The 17,358-nt window shown below is 72.3% G+C and carries 18 protein-coding genes; 13 read left to right on the top strand and 5 right to left on the bottom strand.

Going from position 1 to position 17,358, the window contains the following annotated elements:
• Positions 1–117 precede the first annotated feature (117 nt).
• Together leuA and AB0G56_RS26355 are read left to right on the top strand one after the other, a co-directional pair.
• On the top strand, positions 118–1,839 hold the full coding sequence (leuA, locus tag AB0G56_RS26360) for a 2-isopropylmalate synthase (RefSeq protein ID WP_360973402.1): 1,722 nt from the start codon (positions 118–120) through the stop codon (positions 1,837–1,839).
• 183 nt (positions 1,840–2,022) lie between these two features.
• On the top strand, positions 2,023–2,721 hold the full coding sequence (locus AB0G56_RS26355) for a TerB family tellurite resistance protein (RefSeq protein WP_360973400.1): 699 nt from the start codon (positions 2,023–2,025) through the stop codon (positions 2,719–2,721).
• Between the two features lie 46 nt (positions 2,722–2,767).
• On the opposite strand, the gene AB0G56_RS26350 is transcribed toward AB0G56_RS26355, so the two are convergent.
• Positions 2,768–3,706, bottom strand: a complete 939-nt coding sequence (locus AB0G56_RS26350; protein WP_360973398.1) for a dihydrodipicolinate synthase family protein — start codon at positions 3,704–3,706, stop codon at positions 2,768–2,770.
• Positions 3,707–3,797: 91 nt separating this feature from the next.
• Between AB0G56_RS26350 and AB0G56_RS26345 the strand changes: the two genes are divergently transcribed.
• Complete coding sequence (locus AB0G56_RS26345) at positions 3,798–4,253, top strand: protein phosphatase (RefSeq protein WP_360973396.1); 456 nt, start codon at positions 3,798–3,800, stop codon at positions 4,251–4,253.
• Between the two features lie 21 nt (positions 4,254–4,274).
• On the opposite strand, the gene AB0G56_RS26340 is transcribed toward AB0G56_RS26345, so the two are convergent.
• Complete coding sequence (locus tag AB0G56_RS26340) at positions 4,275–4,817, bottom strand: GNAT family N-acetyltransferase (RefSeq protein WP_360973394.1); 543 nt, start codon at positions 4,815–4,817, stop codon at positions 4,275–4,277.
• A 321-nt stretch (positions 4,818–5,138) separates the two neighbouring features.
• On the opposite strand from AB0G56_RS26340, the gene AB0G56_RS26335 reads away from it, so the two are divergent.
• From AB0G56_RS26335 to AB0G56_RS26310, 6 genes are all read left to right on the top strand, one after another.
• Positions 5,139–5,888, top strand: coding sequence for an SCO2525 family SAM-dependent methyltransferase (locus AB0G56_RS26335; protein WP_360973392.1), 750 nt, complete (start codon positions 5,139–5,141; stop codon positions 5,886–5,888).
• A 67-nt stretch (positions 5,889–5,955) separates the two neighbouring features.
• The gene (locus AB0G56_RS26330; RefSeq protein WP_360973390.1) at positions 5,956–7,800 is read left to right on the top strand and encodes an SCO2524 family protein; all 1,845 of its coding nucleotides are present in this window, start codon (positions 5,956–5,958) and stop codon (positions 7,798–7,800) included.
• A gap of 3 nt (positions 7,801–7,803) precedes the next feature.
• Positions 7,804–8,721 carry an SCO2523 family variant P-loop protein gene (locus tag AB0G56_RS26325; RefSeq protein WP_360973388.1) on the top strand — a complete coding sequence of 306 codons (918 nt, stop codon included), beginning with the start codon at positions 7,804–7,806 and terminating at the stop codon, positions 8,719–8,721.
• Positions 8,718–9,683 (top strand): SCO2522 family protein, encoded by a 966-nt coding sequence (locus AB0G56_RS26320; RefSeq protein ID WP_360973386.1) that lies wholly within the window; start codon positions 8,718–8,720, stop codon positions 9,681–9,683. Before AB0G56_RS26325 ends, AB0G56_RS26320 begins: the two co-directional genes overlap by 4 nt.
• Position 9,684: 1 nt before the next feature.
• On the top strand, positions 9,685–10,731 hold the full coding sequence (locus tag AB0G56_RS26315) for an SCO2521 family protein (RefSeq protein ID WP_360973384.1): 1,047 nt from the start codon (positions 9,685–9,687) through the stop codon (positions 10,729–10,731).
• A gap of 78 nt (positions 10,732–10,809) precedes the next feature.
• The gene (locus AB0G56_RS26310) at positions 10,810–12,081 is read left to right on the top strand and encodes a hypothetical protein (RefSeq protein WP_360973382.1); all 1,272 of its coding nucleotides are present in this window, start codon (positions 10,810–10,812) and stop codon (positions 12,079–12,081) included.
• Between the two features lie 13 nt (positions 12,082–12,094).
• Here AB0G56_RS26310 and AB0G56_RS26305 read toward each other — a convergent pair whose 3' ends face one another.
• From AB0G56_RS26305 to AB0G56_RS26295, 3 genes are all read right to left on the bottom strand, one after another.
• Positions 12,095–13,621 carry an alpha/beta hydrolase gene (locus tag AB0G56_RS26305; RefSeq protein WP_360973380.1) on the bottom strand — a complete coding sequence of 509 codons (1,527 nt, stop codon included), beginning with the start codon at positions 13,619–13,621 and terminating at the stop codon, positions 12,095–12,097.
• Positions 13,622–13,686: 65 nt separating this feature from the next.
• On the bottom strand, positions 13,687–13,962 hold the full coding sequence (locus AB0G56_RS26300; RefSeq protein WP_360973378.1) for a DUF397 domain-containing protein: 276 nt from the start codon (positions 13,960–13,962) through the stop codon (positions 13,687–13,689).
• Positions 13,944–14,777 (bottom strand): helix-turn-helix transcriptional regulator, encoded by an 834-nt coding sequence (locus tag AB0G56_RS26295; RefSeq protein ID WP_360973556.1) that lies wholly within the window; start codon positions 14,775–14,777, stop codon positions 13,944–13,946. The genes AB0G56_RS26300 and AB0G56_RS26295 overlap by 19 nt, the downstream gene beginning before the upstream one ends.
• Before the next feature lie 142 nt (positions 14,778–14,919).
• On the opposite strand from AB0G56_RS26295, the gene AB0G56_RS26290 reads away from it, so the two are divergent.
• Genes AB0G56_RS26290 through AB0G56_RS26275 form a run of 4 tightly spaced genes read left to right on the top strand, consistent with a single transcriptional unit; the run spans position 14,920 to position 17,031 of the window.
• Positions 14,920–15,138: a hypothetical protein gene (locus AB0G56_RS26290; RefSeq protein WP_360973376.1), complete on the top strand. Its 219-nt coding sequence runs from the start codon at positions 14,920–14,922 to the stop codon at positions 15,136–15,138.
• The gene (locus AB0G56_RS26285; protein ID WP_360973578.1) at positions 15,135–15,359 is read left to right on the top strand and encodes a hypothetical protein; all 225 of its coding nucleotides are present in this window, start codon (positions 15,135–15,137) and stop codon (positions 15,357–15,359) included. Before AB0G56_RS26290 ends, AB0G56_RS26285 begins: the two co-directional genes overlap by 4 nt.
• A 42-nt stretch (positions 15,360–15,401) precedes the next feature.
• Positions 15,402–16,148, top strand: a complete 747-nt coding sequence (gene recO, locus AB0G56_RS26280; protein ID WP_360973374.1) for a DNA repair protein RecO — start codon at positions 15,402–15,404, stop codon at positions 16,146–16,148.
• Positions 16,149–16,188: 40 nt separating this feature from the next.
• Positions 16,189–17,031: an isoprenyl transferase gene (locus AB0G56_RS26275; RefSeq protein ID WP_360973372.1), complete on the top strand. Its 843-nt coding sequence runs from the start codon at positions 16,189–16,191 to the stop codon at positions 17,029–17,031.
• Positions 17,032–17,358 lie beyond the last annotated feature (327 nt).

The raw sequence follows: 17,358 nt of genomic DNA, 5'->3' as shown, positions 1-17,358 counted from the left end.
CGCGGCGAGGGCCTGTAGTCGTAGGCCGACCCCCTCCCCGCGGAGTCTGGCGTTGCGCCGTCGGCCGTCATCCCGGCACCCGCGTCACCGCGGAACTCCTGAGGAGCCCACGCCACCATGGTCAACCGCCAGCAGTCCAGTTCCATGCCGATCCACAAGTACGGCCAGTACGAGCAGGTCGACATCCCCGACCGCACGTGGCCCGAGCAGCGGATCACCGCCGCCCCCCGCTGGCTCTCCACCGACCTGCGTGACGGCAACCAGGCCCTGATCGACCCGATGTCGCCCGCCCGCAAGCGCGCCATGTTCGACCTGCTGGTCAAGATGGGCTACAAGGAGATCGAGGTCGGCTTCCCGGCCTCCGGCCAGACCGACTTCGACTTCGTGCGCTCCATCATCGAGGAGGAGGGCGCGATCCCGGACGACGTCACGATCTCCGTACTGACCCAGGCCCGCGAGGACCTGATCGAGCGGACCGTGGAGTCCCTGAAGGGCGCCAGGCGGGCCACCGTCCACCTGTACAACGCGACCGCGCCGGTCTTCCGCCGGGTCGTCTTCCGCGGCTCCAGGGACGACATCAAGCAGATCGCCGTCGACGGCACCCGCCTGGTGGTGGAGTACGCCGAGAAGCTGCTGGGCCCCGAGACGGAGTTCGGCTACCAGTACAGCCCCGAGATCTTCACCGACACCGAGCTGGACTTCGCGCTGGAGGTCTGCGAGGCGGTCATGGACGTCTACCAGCCGGGTCCGGGCCGCGAGATCATCCTCAACCTGCCCGCCACCGTGGAGCGTTCGGCGCCGTCCACGCACGCGGACCGCTTCGAGTGGATGCACCGCAACCTCTCCCGCCGCGAGTACGTCTGCCTGTCCGTCCACCCGCACAACGACCGCGGCACGGCGGTGGCGGCGGCCGAGCTGGCCGTCATGGCCGGCGCCGACCGCGTCGAGGGCTGCCTGTTCGGGCAGGGCGAGCGCACCGGCAACGTCGACCTGGTCACCCTGGGCATGAACCTGTTCTCGCAGGGCGTCGACCCGCAGATCGACTTCTCCGACATCGACGAGATCCGTCGCACGTGGGAGTACTGCAACCAGATGGAGGTCCACCCGCGCCACCCGTACGTGGGCGACCTGGTCTACACGTCCTTCTCCGGCTCCCACCAGGACGCCATCAAGAAGGGCTTCGACGCCATGGAGGCCGACGCGAAGGCCAAGGGCGTCACGGTCGACGACATCGAGTGGGCGGTGCCGTACCTGCCGATCGACCCGAAGGACGTCGGCCGCTCCTACGAGGCGGTCATCCGCGTCAACTCGCAGTCCGGCAAGGGCGGCATCGCCTACGTCCTGAAGAACGACCACAAGCTGGACCTGCCCCGCCGGATGCAGATCGAGTTCTCGAAGATCATCCAGGCGAAGACGGACGCCGAGGGCGGCGAGGTCACGCCGGGCGAGATCTGGGCGACCTTCCAGGACGAGTACCTGCCCAACCCGGACAACGCCTGGGGCCGCATCCAGGTCAGGACGGGCCAGTCGACCACCGACACCGACGGCGTGGACACGCTCACCGTCGAGGCCACCGTCGACGGCGCGGACACGGTCCTGACCGGGTCCGGCAACGGCCCGATCTCCGCGTTCTTCGACGCCCTCCAGGCCATCGGCGTCGACGTACGCCTGCTGGACTACCAGGAGCACACGATGAGCGAGGGCGCCTCCGCGCAGGCCGCCTCCTACATCGAATGCGCGATCGAGGACAAGGTCATGTGGGGCATCGGGATCGATGCGAACACGACACGTGCGTCGCTGAAGGCGGTCGTCTCGGCCGTCAACCGCGCCGCACGCTGACCATCCTGACCGGCGTTTTCCGGGCCCCGACCGCCTGCTGAGGCGGCCGGGGCCCCTCGTCGTGGCCGTCGTTTACCGGCCAGGTCACGGAAAGGTCTCGTCCGGGGTACTGACTCAGCCTCACCGATGTGGCTAACATCACGCCCACGCGGCGATGTTGCCGCGTGGTTACGGAGGTGCGACGTGCTGCCAGTACGGGGACGAAACGGCCGTGCCGCCAGGCTTGCCCGCATACTGGGCACCCGGACCGCCTGGACACCCGTCGGAGACGGCGAGTTCTTCTGCCCCGGTTGCGGAGGCGACCGCAACTACCAGCGGCTGAGCGGCCGGCGCCGCTTCAGCGTCCTCGGGGTGCCGCTGCTGCCGCGCGGCGCCGCCGGGCCGGTCGTGGAGTGCGCCGCCTGCACCGGCCACTTCGGCACCGAGGCACTGGACCATCCGACCACGTCCCGCTTCTCCGCGATGCTCCGCGACGCCGTCCACACCGCCGCCCTCGCGGTGCTCTCCGCGGGCGGCACGTCCTCGCGCACGGCCCTGGAGACGGCCGCCGGTGCCGTCCGGGCCGCCGGGCTCGCCGACTGCACCGAGGAGCAGCTGGCCGCCCTGGTCGAGGCGCTGGCCGCGGACACCGGCCGGGTGTACGAGGACCAGCCGTGCGCCCCCGGACTGACCATAGAGCTGCACGAGGCGCTCGACCCGCTGGCTCCGCACCTGGCCCCGGCCGGCCGCGAGTCGATCCTCCTCCAGGCCGCCCGCGTCGCCCTGGCCGACGGCCCCTACACCCCCGCCGAACGCGACGCCCTCGCCACGGTGGGCGCGGCGCTGACCATCCCCACGGACGACGTGACCCGCCTGCTGGCGGCGGCGAGGACACCGTCGTGACCGCACCACGGGGGCACGAGGGGGCCGGTCGGCCGTGAGCCGGTGACTACAGCAGCCCTGCTGCGGCGAGGTGCGCGCGCACCCGGTCCACCTCCGGTGCCGTCAGCGGGACCTGGGGTTCGGCGGTGGCCGGGCAGTCGATGACGCCGCGCAGGTGCAGGGCCGCCTTGAACGCGCCCAGCGCGGAGGAGCCCGGCCCCATCCGGGCCGGGTCCCCGGCGCGCGTCAGCCCGAACAGCGCGCACAGCCGCTCCTGCTCGGTCCGCGCGCCCTCCCAGTCACCGGCGCGCGCCAGACGGTAGAGCCGGACGAAGCCGTGCGGGTCGACGTTGGCGAGGCCCGGCACCGCGCCGTCGGCGCCCAGCGCGAGCGCCGCGTCGACCAGTTGCTCGGACCCGGTGAGCACGCTGAACCCGGCGGTGCCGGACGCCTCCCGCACCCCGGCCACCACTTCCCGGAAGCCGCCCAGCTCCCCGCTGGAGTCCTTCAGCCCGGCCAGCACCCCCTCGGCGGCCAGCTCCAGGACCAGCGCGGCGGGCAGCCTGCCGGGCACGGAGACCGGGATGTCGTAGGCGAGCACCGGGACCGGGCTGGCGGCGGCGACACACCGGTAGTGGCGGGCGATCTCCGCCGGATGGGCGGCGCGGGCGTAGAAGGGGGCGGTGACGACGACGGCCTGCGCCCCGGCCGCCGCGACCGCGCTCACGTGGTCGAGCACCCGGGCGGTGGTCATGTCGATGGCCCCGGCCAGCACCGGCAGGCTCCCGCCCACATGCCTCACGACGGCCTCCACCACCCGCCGGCGCTGCCGGTCCGTCAGGAACGCCGCCTCCGAGGTCGAACCGAGCACGAACAGCCCGTGCACCCCGCCCGCCACCAGGTGGTCCACCAGCCGCAGCAACGAGTCCACGTCCACCTCGCGCTCCGGGGTCAGCGGGGTGCACACGGGCGGCACGACACCGGTCAGCGGTGCGGGGAAGGTCATGCGGACTCCCGGGAAGGGCGGTGGGCGACGACACCTGCCTTGTATAGTCGCCGCGCCGCACCGGAACACGGAGGAAGGGAGCGCCACGCCCATGAGTGAGCGGTCCGAGCCCTGCTGGGACGAAGACGCCGCCGGCGTCCTCCGGCTCCCGTCGGGCCGGCTGGTGCGGGGCAGGGGCCTCAGCCGCCCCCTCGACCCGGCGGCACCCGCCCCGACCTACGGCGTCTACCTCCTGGGCAAGCCGCCGCCCGAGTTCCCCTGGGAGTCGCACTGGCTGCGCTGGCCCGACTTCCGCCTCCCCGCGGACCGTGCGGCGGCCCGCGAGCAGTTCGCGCGGGGCTGGCGGCGCACGGCCACCGACCGCGTGGAGTTCGCCTGCGCGGGCGGCCGGGGCCGCACCGGCACGGCACTGGCCTGCCTCGCCGTACTGGACGGCGTACCACCCGAGGAGGCGGTCGCCTATGTCCGGGAGCACTACGACCGGCACGCGGTGGAGACGCCTTGGCAGGCTCGTTACGTGCGCGGCTTCGTGCCGCCGCCGCGCTGACCCGAAAGGAGCCTTTGGTGCTCAGCGGCCCGGGGCGAGGTGCAGGCGCAGCACCTGGCGGTCCATGCCGGGGCCGAAGTAGTCCGGGCGCAGGCCGGCGTCGGGTTCCTCGGGGCAAAAGCCCAGGGAGCGGTAGAGGAGGATCGCGGCCCGGTTGGAGGGCTCGACGGTGAGCCGGACCCGCTGGATGCCGCTGCGGCGCAGCCGCTTCAGGACCTCCTCCATCAGTTCCCGGCCCAGTCCGTGGCGGCGCCGGTCATGGGTCACGCACAGGCCGAGGATCCAGCTGTCGCGGCCCAGTGCCGTGGTGGCGGCCAGGACGTAGCCGCGCAGCCGGCCCGTGCCGTCGTCGAGGACGAGGAAGTGCTCCGCGTACATGTCGTAGAGCTGGCGCAGCAGGAAACCGGGGTAGGCGACCTCCTGGAAGACCTCCTCGTCCAGCCTCTGCAGTTCGGGCAGGTCGCTCTCCTGCGCGGGGCGCAGGACGAGGGGGCCCGGGAAGGGCACGGGTGCGGTGAGCTGCTCGTGGCGGTCGAAGAAGCGTTCCAGCGGTTCGGCGGTCATGCCACCCCCCAGTGAGGACCTGCGGACGTCAATCCGACGGGAGCCGGTGCGCTCACTCGAAGGGCTGAGGCATCGGTGTGGCGGCCGGCTGCTCGTTCTGCCACAGTGGGGTCTCCAAGTTCCTTTCTGCAAGGGCGAGTTAGGGAGTGCGCCCGGCTGTGCTGACGTGCGCCGGGGTGCACCGGGCGCGGCCTGGGCGGGAGGACCGACGTGTTTCTGGCCTACCGTGCGGGGAACGACGTCTGCCGCTCATCTGCCGGTGTCCACGGGGCTCGCGCACACCGATCGGCTCGCAAACGAATGGGACGCGGCAGGGTGACTATGGATCGCAACGCTGACGCACCGTGGTCGAAGTTCGATCCAGAGGTGTACGTCGACAACAACTACCGGACCCCGCTCGAAGCCGATCTCCAGATCGTCCGGTTGCTGCGCGACCACTTCAGCCGCTGCTTCGCCGGATCCGCCCCCGGCTCGGCGCGGGGCGTGGACGTCGGGGCCGGCGCGAACCTGTATCCCGCGCTGTCCATGCTGCCCTGGTGCGAGAAGGTCCTCCTGCTGGAGTACGCCCCTCCGAACATCGAGTACCTGGAGCGGCAGATCGCTCCCGAGGGCTTCGGTGCCGAGTGGGACGCCTTCTGGGAGGTGCTGCGCGAGGCGCCGGCCTACCGCGACGTCGAACCCAGGGGCCGGGTCAGCGAGATCACCCGGGTGGAGCGGGCCAACCTCTTCGACCTCGACGGACGCCGGCGCTGGGACATCGGGACGATGTTCTTCGTCGCCGACTCGATGTCCGAGTGTCCCGAGGAGTTCCAGCGGGGCGTACGGTGCTTCATGAACGCGCTCGGCGACCGGGCCCCGTTCGCGGTGGCGTTCATGAAGGAGTCGGTCGGCTACCGGGTGGGTGAACACCGGTACCCGGCCTACCGCGTCAACGAGGCCCGGGCCCGGGAGAGCCTGGAGCCGTTCACCGCCGAGCTGGAGATCCACGACCTGCACCACGTGGTGCGGCCGGGACACGAGGGGATGATCCTCGCTCTGGGGCGGCGCAAAGGGGAGATTGCCGCTCCGTAGGAACGGGGACCATGTCTGAGCACGGGCACGGGCGGACGGCAACGGGATCTGTACGAGGGGTGCGGGGATGCAGATCAAGCCACGGCAGCATCTGCTGGACATCTGGCGGGCCACGGCCCGTCATTCGTTCGAGGACGGCAAGCTCGTCACCGGGGACACCGACGGGCTGAGCAGCGTCGCGGACGCCGAGCGCCTGCTGTGCCTGCTGTACCCCGCCACCGAGGTGCCCGCGTTCCGGCTCGACCAGCCCGACACCACCGAGCGGGACGTCCTGCGCGCCCTGGAGGGGATCGGCAGCCGACTGGAGATCCCGCCCAACCTGATCACCGCGCTCAACCAGTTCATGCGCACCCACACCGGCCCCGACGACAGCCCCACCTTCTCCGGCGGCCACTACTTCAAATCCGCCGACGCGGGCGGTGAGATCACCCACGACCAGGCGCAGTTGGGCGTGGTCGACTCCTACTCCATGTCCGTCACGCTGTGCCTGGCCACCCTCGGCTTCCTCAAGGTCTACGAGGGCACCACGACCCGCCCCGAGGTCCGCAGGGCGATCGACGAGCTGAGAGAGGCCACGAACGCCCGGCTGACCGCCGCGATGATCAGCCTCCTGCGCTCCTTCACGGTCAACGTCTTCGACGCCGAGTCCGAACAGGGCAGGCGCCTGATCCAGGTCATCGGGCAGAACCGGCAGTCCGACCGGGCCGTCCTCCAGCAGTTCGCCCGCCGCTTCCGCCCGCTGCGCGCCACGATCATCGAAAGCCTCACCCGGGGCATCCAGGTCGACGAGAGCATCCGCGACGAGAGCCAGCTCTTCGAGTGCGGCTGGGCCTGGGGCGTGGTGCGGGACGCGCCGCACGTCACCGACCTCGACGTCCAGGTCCCCGGCCAGCCCGACGGCATCGCCGACCGGCTGCCCTACGTGTACTTCACCGTGGTCGCCCTCGACGGCATCCAGGACCTGTTCTCCGAGCGCACCCTCACCCTCGGTCTGCTCGACGCCGACCAGCAGAAGCTCGCCGAGGCGTTACGCCTGCGCTGGGAGCTGAGCCAGCAGTACTGGTCCGCCGTCGCCCGGTTCGGCAGCGAGCGCTGGCCCCTGGAGGACCTGCCCTGGCAGACCACCGGCCTGCGCCTGGAGTCCGAGTACTTCTCCCTGACCGTCGCCGCCATCCTCGTCCACGACCTCGTCCGCAGGAAGGCCACCGACGACGACCTGACCCGCACCGTCGCCATCATGGAACGCCTGGCCGACCGCGGCCGGGTCACCAGCCGGATGACCCGCAACGACCCCGTCATCACCCTGCACAACCCGGGCGTCACCATGCCGCTCGCCGGCTCCGAACGCTCCGGCGGCCTCCTCCTGTGGCGGATGACCGACTTCTCCGCCCAGCTCCTCAAACGCATCATCCAGCTCGCCGAACTCTCCCGGAACATCGACGCCCAGGACCGCCTGCTGCGGCTGGCCGAGCAGACCTTCGAACACCTGTGGAACCGGCGGATCGAGGACGGCGTGGGCGCCGACCTCTGGGACGACGTACGGACCGTCTACCCGGACGCGCGCGACGCGGGCCCGCGCCTGTCCTGGAGCATCACCGAACGCCTCACCGAGTGCCTGGTGGCCGCCCGCAACCTGTACGAGCAGCAGCCCATCCGCAGCCCCGAACTGGCCCAGCTCGCCCGGGAACTGCTCAGCGAGGCCACCCACCTGTTCGGCAAGGAGCAACTGGAGGCGTCCGCGGGAGCCGACGGCGGCCGGGGCCGCACGATGCGGAGCATCGAGAGCCGCCTGGAGCACGCCCGCGACCTGCTCGACGAGCGCCCCGCCACCGCCTTCGCGCTGGCCCTGCCCGTCCTCCAGGAACTCGACACCCTGGCCCAGGCCAGGGGCGCCGCCGCGCAGGAGGTGTGAGCCGTGCTCGTCTTCGCCGCCTCCGACAAGGGAGGCACGGGCCGCTCGGTCACCAGCGCCAACCTGGCCTACCAGCGGGCCCTCACCGGCGACCACGTGGCCTACGTCGACTTCGACTTCGGCTCGCCGACGGCCGCCGCCGTCTTCGACGTCCCCGGCGCGATGCGCGGCACCGAGGAACGCGGCCTGCACTCCTACCTGGAGGGCGAGATCACCGAACCCGCCAGGATCGACGTCTGGCGGCAGACCGAGCACCCCCTGCTGCGCGCCCGCCCCAACCAGTCCGGCCGGCTGGTCCTCTTCCCCGGCGACGCGGGCGGCGGCGAGTTCGCCACCGGCGAGGAGGCCCTGGAGCGGTGCATCGACCTGCTGCTGCGGCTGAACACCGAGTTCGACCTGATCGTGGTGGACCTCAGCGCGGGCCGCAGCTACGCCGTCGACATGGTCCTCGCGGCCACCGCCCACCCCCGGATGCGCAACGTCCCCCACCGCTGGCTCGTCTTCCACCGCTGGACCCGGCAGCACGTGATCGCCGCGTCCGGACTGGTCCACAAGGAGCACGGCATCATCAGGGGCGGCGTGGAACGCGGCCACGACGAGCAGACCCTGCGGGCGTCGATCCGCTTCGTGCGGGCCGCCGTACCGGACCCGGAGTCGCCGCTGTGGTCGCACGGCTCGCCCGCCCAGGCCGCCTGGATGCAGGCCTGCGACGAGACGCTGCGCCGGCTCGCCGCCGAGCACCGCATCGGCGACAGCGTCGTCGTCGGCATCGTGCCCCTGGAACCCATCCTCCAGTGGCGCGAACAGCTCATCACCGAGGAGGACGTGCTCTCCACCCAGATAGCCAACAAGGAGACCCTGGAGGCGCTGGAGGAGCTGGCCCGGCGCCTGACGGACGACACGTACTGGGGGCAGCTGTGACGGAGGCCGTGTTCCGTGAGACCGCGGCCGAGCCGCGCACCCAGGCGGTGCCGCTGTCCCACCTGTCGCTGGAGCTGGGCCACCTCTACATGGAGGACTTCGAGGCCGGCCCGCAGCGGTTGCGCGAGCACTTCGCCCAGGTACGGCCCTGGGCGGAGGCCGCGCGCGCCGCCGCGGCGGTCCGCACCGGCACCCGGCGGCCCCGCGTCAGCACCTGCTTCCTGATCGACGACTACTTCGCCCGGTTCTCCAGCCCCGCCGAACTGGTCCCGATGCTGCTGGCGGAGGCCGAGCGGGCCGGGCTGGTCGTCGACTACCTGGCCCGGGAGTCCGGCTGCGCCGTCACCGGCAAGGTTCCCGTGGCCGAGGCGGTGGCCGGGCGGCTCGTGGAGGAACCCCCGCCGGGCAGCTACGGCAACCGCCCCCCGGCCGCGCAGACCGGCTGGCTGGCCAACGGCGAGCGCAGCCCCGTCGCCCGCGCCCCGCAGGCGATGAAGACCGCCGCCGCCTGGCAGCCGCCCAGGGAGACCGCGGTCCGCCGCCACTCCGTCTTCCTCGACGTCGAGCTGTGGAGCGACGACGCCGAGGGGCGCCGCACCTGGTCCTGCCCGTTCCTCGCCGCGGTGTGGCAGCTCGGCCGCCTCGGACTGCTGCGCAACGAGGGCGACCCCGTCTTCGACCCCCACCCGCACAGCGCCGACGCCTTCCCCGACGACTGGGACGACCTGCCCGCGCTGCTGCGCCTCAACGAGCGGGCGGACCCGTTCGCCGCGTACCGGACCTGTTCGGTGCTGCCCAGCCGCTTCCTGCCCGTCGAGCACGCCGTCCGGGTGGTGCTCGATCAGATCGAGGTGGACCGCGGAGCACTGGACCAGGTCGCCGAGCGGTCCGCCCGCGAGCGGGTGACCGTGCCGGACTCGGTGGCCGACCGCGTCTCCTACGTGTTCTACGCGGGGCCGTGACATGGCCGACACGACCGCCGTGAGGGGTCGGGACCGGGCGGCTGCCGGGCCCGCGAAGACCGCGCCGCACACTGTGCTGGCCTGCGGAGAGATCCGTACCTGCCTGCTGCCCGCCGGGCAGGCCCTCGACATCCGGGCCGCGGCCCAGCTCCTCGGACTGCGCGCCGACGAACGCGTCCTGCTCTCCGAGCGCCCCAACCTCTACGCGCGTTCCCCCGAGACCCTCACCGGCGTCGACTGCCCGCTGCCCAGCGTCAACGGCGCGCGGGTCCGCGCCGTCGGCACGGTCGCCGCGCGGGCCGCGCTCACCGAGGGCCGCGTCCTGCAGACCTCCGCGTACTTCCGCCTCACCGCCGCCGGACCCGACCAGCGGCGCCCCTGGGGCCAGTACCTGGTGCGGCCCGGCCTCCTGGAACCGTTCGGGAAAGTGCCGTCGGAGGCGGTCGCCCAGGGCGTGCTCGGCGGCGGACGCCACGGCGACCTCGACGTGGGCCTCGTCGCCGACGGACTGCTCACCCGCCTGCTGCGCAACCCCCTGCTCGACCACTGCCCGCCCCTGCGCTCCCGCCCCACCCGGCTGCGCTGGGCCGCCCTGCCCGCCGAGGGGGACGCCGGCCCGGCCATCGAGCGGTTCACGCTCGCCGAGGACGAACTGCGCACCGTACGGCTCCGGGTACCCGCCGGCACGTCCACCGCCGACATCGCCGGGCTCTGCGACGACCTGGCCCTGCACGACTGGCTGCTGACCACCCTGGTCCGCCTGCTGGACGGCGTCAGCCTGGGGGCCCAGGCCCCGCCCGCCCGGGCCGGAGCGGGGGAGCGGGACCGTTCCACCGTCGTCCGGGTGCTGCGGCCCGCCGTCGACCACCTGCTGCACCTGTGGATGCCACGGGCCCGGGTGGCCACGGAGCTGGCCCCGCTCTGGGACGCGCTGGAGGAACGGCCCGGCTTCACCCGCCAGTGGCAGGCGCAGGTGCAGCGCATCCGCGACCAGCTCACCCTGCACGCGATCTCCTCGCTGCACCGGGAGGTGGAGCCGGTTCCCTGACCGGACGCCCGGCCAGGTCCCCCACCGCACGTCCCCGCATCCCGATCCGACGCGTATCCCAACGGGGGGAGAAGCGAGATGAGCACGGCACAGTCACCCCAGCCCGAGAGCACGACCGGCACCGCCGCCGCGTCCGGCGCGGCCAGGCCGCCCGGCGCGGCGATCCCCGCTCCGGCGCCCGGCACGCCCGGCGAGGCCGGCCGGACCGGCGAGCGGCGGAGGTCCGGCCCAGTCGGCAGAGTCCGGGCGGCCCTCGCGACGGACGCGTTACGGGCGCGGCGCCCCGGCCCGTCGCGCTGGCTGCGCCGTATCGCGGCCGGTGTCGTCACGGGCGCCCTGGCCTGGTCCGTCACCGCGCTGCTGGCCCCGCAGACCGCGGTGTCCCGGCAGGCCGGGGCCGCCGCCCTGTGCGCTGCGGCTGCGGTCCTCGTGCAGCACGTCCTCGGCCTGGACCGGCGTACGGACGAGCAGGCCAGGCGCCTGGAGGCGCAGGCCCGGCGCACGGAGACCCTGCTGGCCGAGACCGCCGCCGCGGTACGCGACGGCCTGCGCCGCCACGACGACAAGCTGGACACCGGCCTCACCCGGCACACCGACGACATGCGGCAACTCGTGGAGAGCCGGCTCGCCGAGGTGGAGCGGCCCGCCGACGAGCCCTACCTCCAGCCGGCCCGGATCAGGGCCGACGGGGTGCCCGAACTGGCCAAGAACTTCGCCGAGGTGCTGGCCCCCGGGCCGTCGATCCTCTACACGTTCGTCCGCCTGGAGATGAGCCGGGTCGTCGGCCACATGACCGACCTCACCAACCTGAGCGCCGAGTGCCCCGGCGAGAACCACGACTGGATGCTGTCCCTGACCCGGGCCGCAGAGGAGTCCATCTGCGCCACCAGCACCTCCGTGGACCGCGAGTTCTGGAACAGCGAGCCCGCCACCCGCTATCTCCAGGCGCAGCAGGAGGCGGTGCAGGAGCGGGGCGTCACGGTCCGCCGGGTGTTCCTGCTGGAGAGCGCCCGCGAACTCGACGACCGGCTGCTGCGACTGTGCGAGGAACAGGAGCTGCTGCGCATCGAGGTGCGCGTGTCGGTGCTGCCCGAGCTGCCGCCGCACCTCCAGCGCGGCACCACCAACGACTTCATCGTCTACGACGAGGAGGCGTCCTTCGAGATCGACCAGGACCTGCGCGACGTCAACGTCAGGACCCGGCTCATCGCCCGCCACGACCACGTCCAGGAGCGCATGAAGCGCTTCACGGAGCTGTGGGAGGCGGGCATGAGCCTGCGGGAGCTGGAGGTCCGCGTCGACGACGAGGAGGACGGCACCTGGATGGTCGACGGGTCCGAGCGGGACTGACCGGCGGGTCCGGTCAGCCGCAGTACAGGTCCGTGTCCGGCCGCACGCCCGTGGCCAGGAAGCGGGAGACCGTGCGGTCGCCGCAGGCGTTGCCGTTGGCCAGGTAGGCGCCGTGGCCCGTGGAGTTCACGGTGACCATGACCGCGCGCCGGCCGAGCGCCGAGCGGAGCTTCAGGGCGCCGCCGAGCGGGGTGGCCACGTCCCGCTCGTTCTGCACCAGGAGCACGTTCGACGGTCCGTGGTCGGTGATCCGTACGGGCTCCTGACGGGGCGGGTAGGGCCAGGCGGCGCACAGCATCGCGTTGCGGGGCATGCCCGCGGTGAGCGGGTACGCGGCGCGGCTGTCCGCCACGTCCTTCTCGTACGCCGCCGCCGAGCGCGGCCAGGCGACGTCGTTGCAGAGGGTTCCGGCGCCCACGGCCGCGACGTTCTGGAGCACCGCCTCCGGGGGCCCCTGCGGCGCGGGCGGTACGGTGCCCCGCTGCGCGGCCAGCATCAGCTCGGCCAGGTCCGGGTAGTTCGCCGGGGAGTAGAAGCTGTCCAGCATGGTCTGGCGCAGCACGTTCCCGTTCAGCTCCTCGGGGTTGGCGCCGGGCCACGGGATCGGGTCGCGGTCCAGGCGGGCGGCGAGCCGCAGGAACAGCGGCCGTACGTCCGCGGCCCGTTCGGCCACCCGGTCCGGGTTGCCGGGCCGGGACGCCCAGGCCGCGAAGTCGGGGAAGGTGTCCTCCACGCCCTGCTCGTGCGCGCCCAGCCAGGCGCGGTTGACCCGGGTCGGGTCCGGGTTGTCGTTGCTGTCCAGCACCATGCGGTCGACGCGCCGCGGGAAGAGCTGGTTGTAGACGGCTCCGACGTACGTCCCGTACGACACGCCCCACGCGGACAGCTTCTTCTCGCCGAGCGCCGCCCGGAGGCGGTCGATGTCACGGGCCTCGTCGGCCGTGCTGAGGTGCCGCATCAGCTCCCCGCCGTTCTTCGCGCACGCCTGCGACATGCGCTGCGCGTCGGCCAGGTTCCCCGCGATCGAACCGTCGGCGGCCGGCCACGGGCGCAGCCTCGTCGTGGCCAGGCCGACGTGGTCGAGGCCGCAGTCCACCGCCGTGGAGGGCGCGAGGCCGCGCGGCGCGAACCCGACGAGGTCGTACGCCTCGCGCACCGCCTTCGGGAGCTTCTGCCCCTTGCCCGAGGGGTCGTCCAGGCTGGACCCGCCGGGCCCGCCCGGGATCAGCAGCAGCGCCCCGCGCCGCGCGGACGGCTTCTCGCTCGGGATGCGCGAGACGGCGATCGAGATGCGCGGGCTGTGCGGATCGGCGTAGTCCATGGGGACGTCCAGGGTCGCGCACCGCTGCCGGGTGTCGAGGCCGGTGCCCTCGCACTTCGTCCAGGTGAGGGTGTCCTCTCGGTGCGCGGGAGCGGCGGCGGCCGACGCCGTCACGGGTGCGGTGACTCCCAGGAGTACGGCGGAGACACCGACGAGGGCGGCGTCGCGGCGGGAGCGGTTACGGCTGCGGGTGGTGTTGCCCGTGCGCTGTGTGGTCATGCGACGAGCTTCACGGAAGGGGGCTGTCCGCCCTATCCGGCCAACTGGCTTGTCGGCTCGGGGGTTTACCCCCGCACCACGCCCCCGACGAAGCGGGCCCAGGCCGCCGCCCGCACGACCAGCACGGGGCCGTCCGGGACTTTGCTGTCCCGGACGGGGACGATACCGGGGACTCCGTCGGCTACTTCGAGGCAGTTGCCGCCTTCGCCGTTGCTGTACGTGCTCTTGCGCCAGCGGGCGGCGCCCGGGAAGTCGCGGGCGACCTCTACGCAGTCGCCGCCCTGCCCGTTGCTGTAACTGCTCTTCTGCCAGCGGGCGTTGGTCAGGTCGTACTCGCGCATCGTCTGAAGTCCTCCGCCGCCGATTCGATCAGGGCCAGGGACGCCTCCGGCGACAGTGCGGCGACCCTCAGCAGATCGTATGTGCGCAGGGTGTGCTTCACTACGGCCGGATCATCGATGAGTGTCCCCGAATACTCCGTCTCTGTATAGGCGACCGGCGGCGCGTCCTCGAAGTCCAGGAGCTTCAGTGACCCGCCCATAGCCGCATGCGCCCCCGCCGCGTACGGCAGCACCGTCGCCACCGCCGAGCGCTCGTGCACCAGCCGTACGACGTGGTCCAGTTGCGCGGCCATGGCCTGCGGGCCGCCGACCGGGATGCGCAGTACGTTTTCGTGCAGGGTCACCCAGTACTCGGGGCGTGCCGCGTCGTCGAGGATCAGGGACCTTTCCAGGCGCGCGGCGACGATCTCGTCGACGTAGGCGTCGGTCTTGAAGGGATTCGCCGCGATCGTTACCGCGCGGGCGTACGCCTTCGTCTGGAGCAGGCCCGGAACGACCGTAGGCGCGAACTCGCAGATTCTCGTGGCCAACCGCTCCAACTCCACCACGTGGGCGAAGTAATCCGCGTACCGCGGATCATCGATCAGCTTTCTGCACAACCGCTCGAAAATACCGTCGGTTTGCAGTACCTCGTCGATCCGCTGGGCCACGTCCAACTGTGGTTTTCTGATCGCCTGTTCGAACTGGCCGATGTAGCCGCCCGAGACGAAGACCCTCGCGCCCAGCTCCACCTGCGTCAGCTCGGCGTTCTCCCGGCGGCGCTTCAGCTCCGTGCCGAAGAACTCCCAGACCGCCTGGCGTGAACCGTTGGCCATCGCCAACCCCCTTGTGCAGCCCTCTTCTTGTAGGGCCCGAAACCCTTCCGAGTGTAGACGCGGAACGTCATCGTGGAGACACGAAGCGTAAAACTCTGGGATAACGGAAATCCCGGAGAAAAGGAAAGGGAGGAAGCGCGCAGTGGCACCACGGCAACACTCGACTCACTCGGCGGTCTGTGTTCAGGAAGCGGAGGAAACAATCGTTGAATTGCGTACCGCTCTCGAAAAAGCAGGAATCACCCTGCCCTCGCTCGGGCTCGACCCGGCAGGGCTCGCCCGCGAGGCGCCCTGCCCGCTGGTGGAGCTGGGCCGCTGCTCCGTGGAGACGGCCGCACGGCTCGCCGCGGTCCTGCGGTGAGCGGGCCGTGTCCGCCGGTCGGGGCTTACGCCCTCGACACCGGCACCGGGCGCATCGGCGTGGTCATGGGCCACGAGGGGCCGTACGTCCAGCTGCGCCCCCTCGGCGGCGGACGGGAGTGGGACTGCCTGCCGGAGCTGGTGCGGGCGGCCACCCCGGCCGAGCGGCTCAGCGCGGCGACGGCGTACGCGAACGCCCGCAGCCGGGGGGAGGTGCCCTGAAGGCGGGGCGGGGCCGCTCCCGCCGTGCGCGACAATGGGCGCATGAGTCTGTTCCGCGACGACGGCATCGTGCTGCGCACCCAGAAGCTGGGTGAGGCGGACCGGATCATCACACTGCTCACGCGGGGTCACGGGCGGGTGCGTGCCGTGGCCCGCGGGGTGCGGCGGACCAAGTCGAAGTTCGGGGCCCGGCTGGAACCCTTCTCACACGTGGACGTGCAGTTCTTCGCGCGGGGCAGCGAGCTGGTCGGGCGCGGGCTGCCGCTGTGCACGCAGAGCGAGACCATCGCTCCGTACGGCGGCGGGATCGTCACCGACTACGCCCGGTACACCGCCGGGACGGCCATGCTGGAGACGGCCGAGCGGTTCACGGACCACGAGGGGGAGCCGGCCGTCCAGCAGTACCTGCTGCTGGTCGGCGGACTGCGCACCCTCGCCCGCGGTGAGCACGCCCCGCACCTGGTGCTGGACGCGTTCCTGCTGCGCTCGCTGGCCGTCAACGGCTACGCGCCCAGCTTCGGCGACTGCGCGAAGTGCGGCATGCCGGGGCCCAACCGGTTCTTCTCGGTGGCCTCCGGCGGCTCGGTCTGCGTCGACTGCCGGGTGGCGGGCAGTGTCGTACCCTCGCCGCAGACGCTCACGCTGCTGGGCGCCCTGCTCACGGGGGACTGGGGAACCGCGGACGCCTGCGAGCCGCGGTACGTGCGGGAGGGCAGCGGGCTGGTGTCCGCCTATCTGCACTGGCACCTGGAGCGCGGGCTGCGCTCGCTCAGGTACGTCGAGAAGTAAGAAGCAGAAGCAAGAGGGACACGAGGGAGACGAGAACCACATGGCTGTACGCGGGTTCCTGGGAGGACGGCGCCGCGAGTACGACGCGCCCGAGCCGCATCCGTCCGGCGCGCGTGCGCCGAAGCTCCCGGGCGAACTCGTCCCCGAGCACGTGGCGATCGTCATGGACGGCAACGGCCGCTGGGCCAAGCAGCGCGGGCTGCCCCGCACCGAGGGGCACAAGGTCGGCGCCGAGCGCGTCCTCGACGTGCTCCAGGGCGGGATCGAGATCGGCGTGCGCAACATCTCGCTGTACGCCTTCTCCACCGAGAACTGGAGGCGCTCGCCCGACGAGGTGCGCTTCCTGATGAACTTCAACCGGGACTTCATCCGCAAGTCCCGCGACCAGCTCGACGGGCTCGGCGTCCGGGTGCGCTGGGTGGGCCGGATGCCCCGGCTGTGGAAGTCGGTCGCCAAGGAGTTGCAGGTCGCCCAGGAGCAGACCAAGGACAACGACCTGATCACGCTGTACTTCTGCATGAACTACGGCGGCCGGGCGGAGCTGGCGGACGCGGCCAAGGCGATGGCCGAGGACGTGGCGGCCGGCCGCCTCGACCCGTCCAAGGTCAGCGAGAAGACCATCCAGAAGTACCTGTACTACCCGGACATGCCGGACGTGGACCTGTTCCTGCGCCCGAGCGGCGAGCAGCGCACCTCCAACTACCTGCTCTGGCAGAGCGCGTACGCCGAGATGGTCTTCCAGGACGTGCTGTGGCCGGACTTCGACCGCCGCGACCTGTGGCGGGCCTGCGTGGAGTTCGCCTCCCGCGACCGCCGCTTCGGCGGGGCCATCCCGAACGAGGAACTGCTGGCGATGGAGGGCCGGGTCGGCGAGGAGGGCTGACGGCGGCGGTCGCCGTGCCCGGCGCGTTCGGGGTGCGCAGGGAGTCCTTCGCCCCCGCCGCCCAGGGGCGCTGCCCCTTCGGCCCCGCCAGGGGCCGCGCCCCCGGACCCCGGGTGCGGCTGCGCCCCGTGTCGTCCGGCGGGGCTGCGTCGAGTGGCCGGCTCCGGCCGGGGCCGGCCCCAGCAAGGCGTGCCCGGCCGTCGAGCCGGAGCGGGGTGGGGGGGGGGGGCGCCCCCCCCCCCCCGACCGTTCAACCCACCCCGCCCCGCGAAGGACCCCACAAATAAGCAAATAGGGGTGGGGGGTAAAAGGTGTAGGGTGGAGGTG

This window comes from Streptomyces sp. NPDC021356, assembly GCF_040641015.1.
GTDB lineage: Bacteria > Actinomycetota > Actinomycetes > Streptomycetales > Streptomycetaceae > Streptomyces.
Note: the sequence above shows the minus strand (reverse complement) of the source record. Positions and strands in the feature narration are given on the sequence as shown.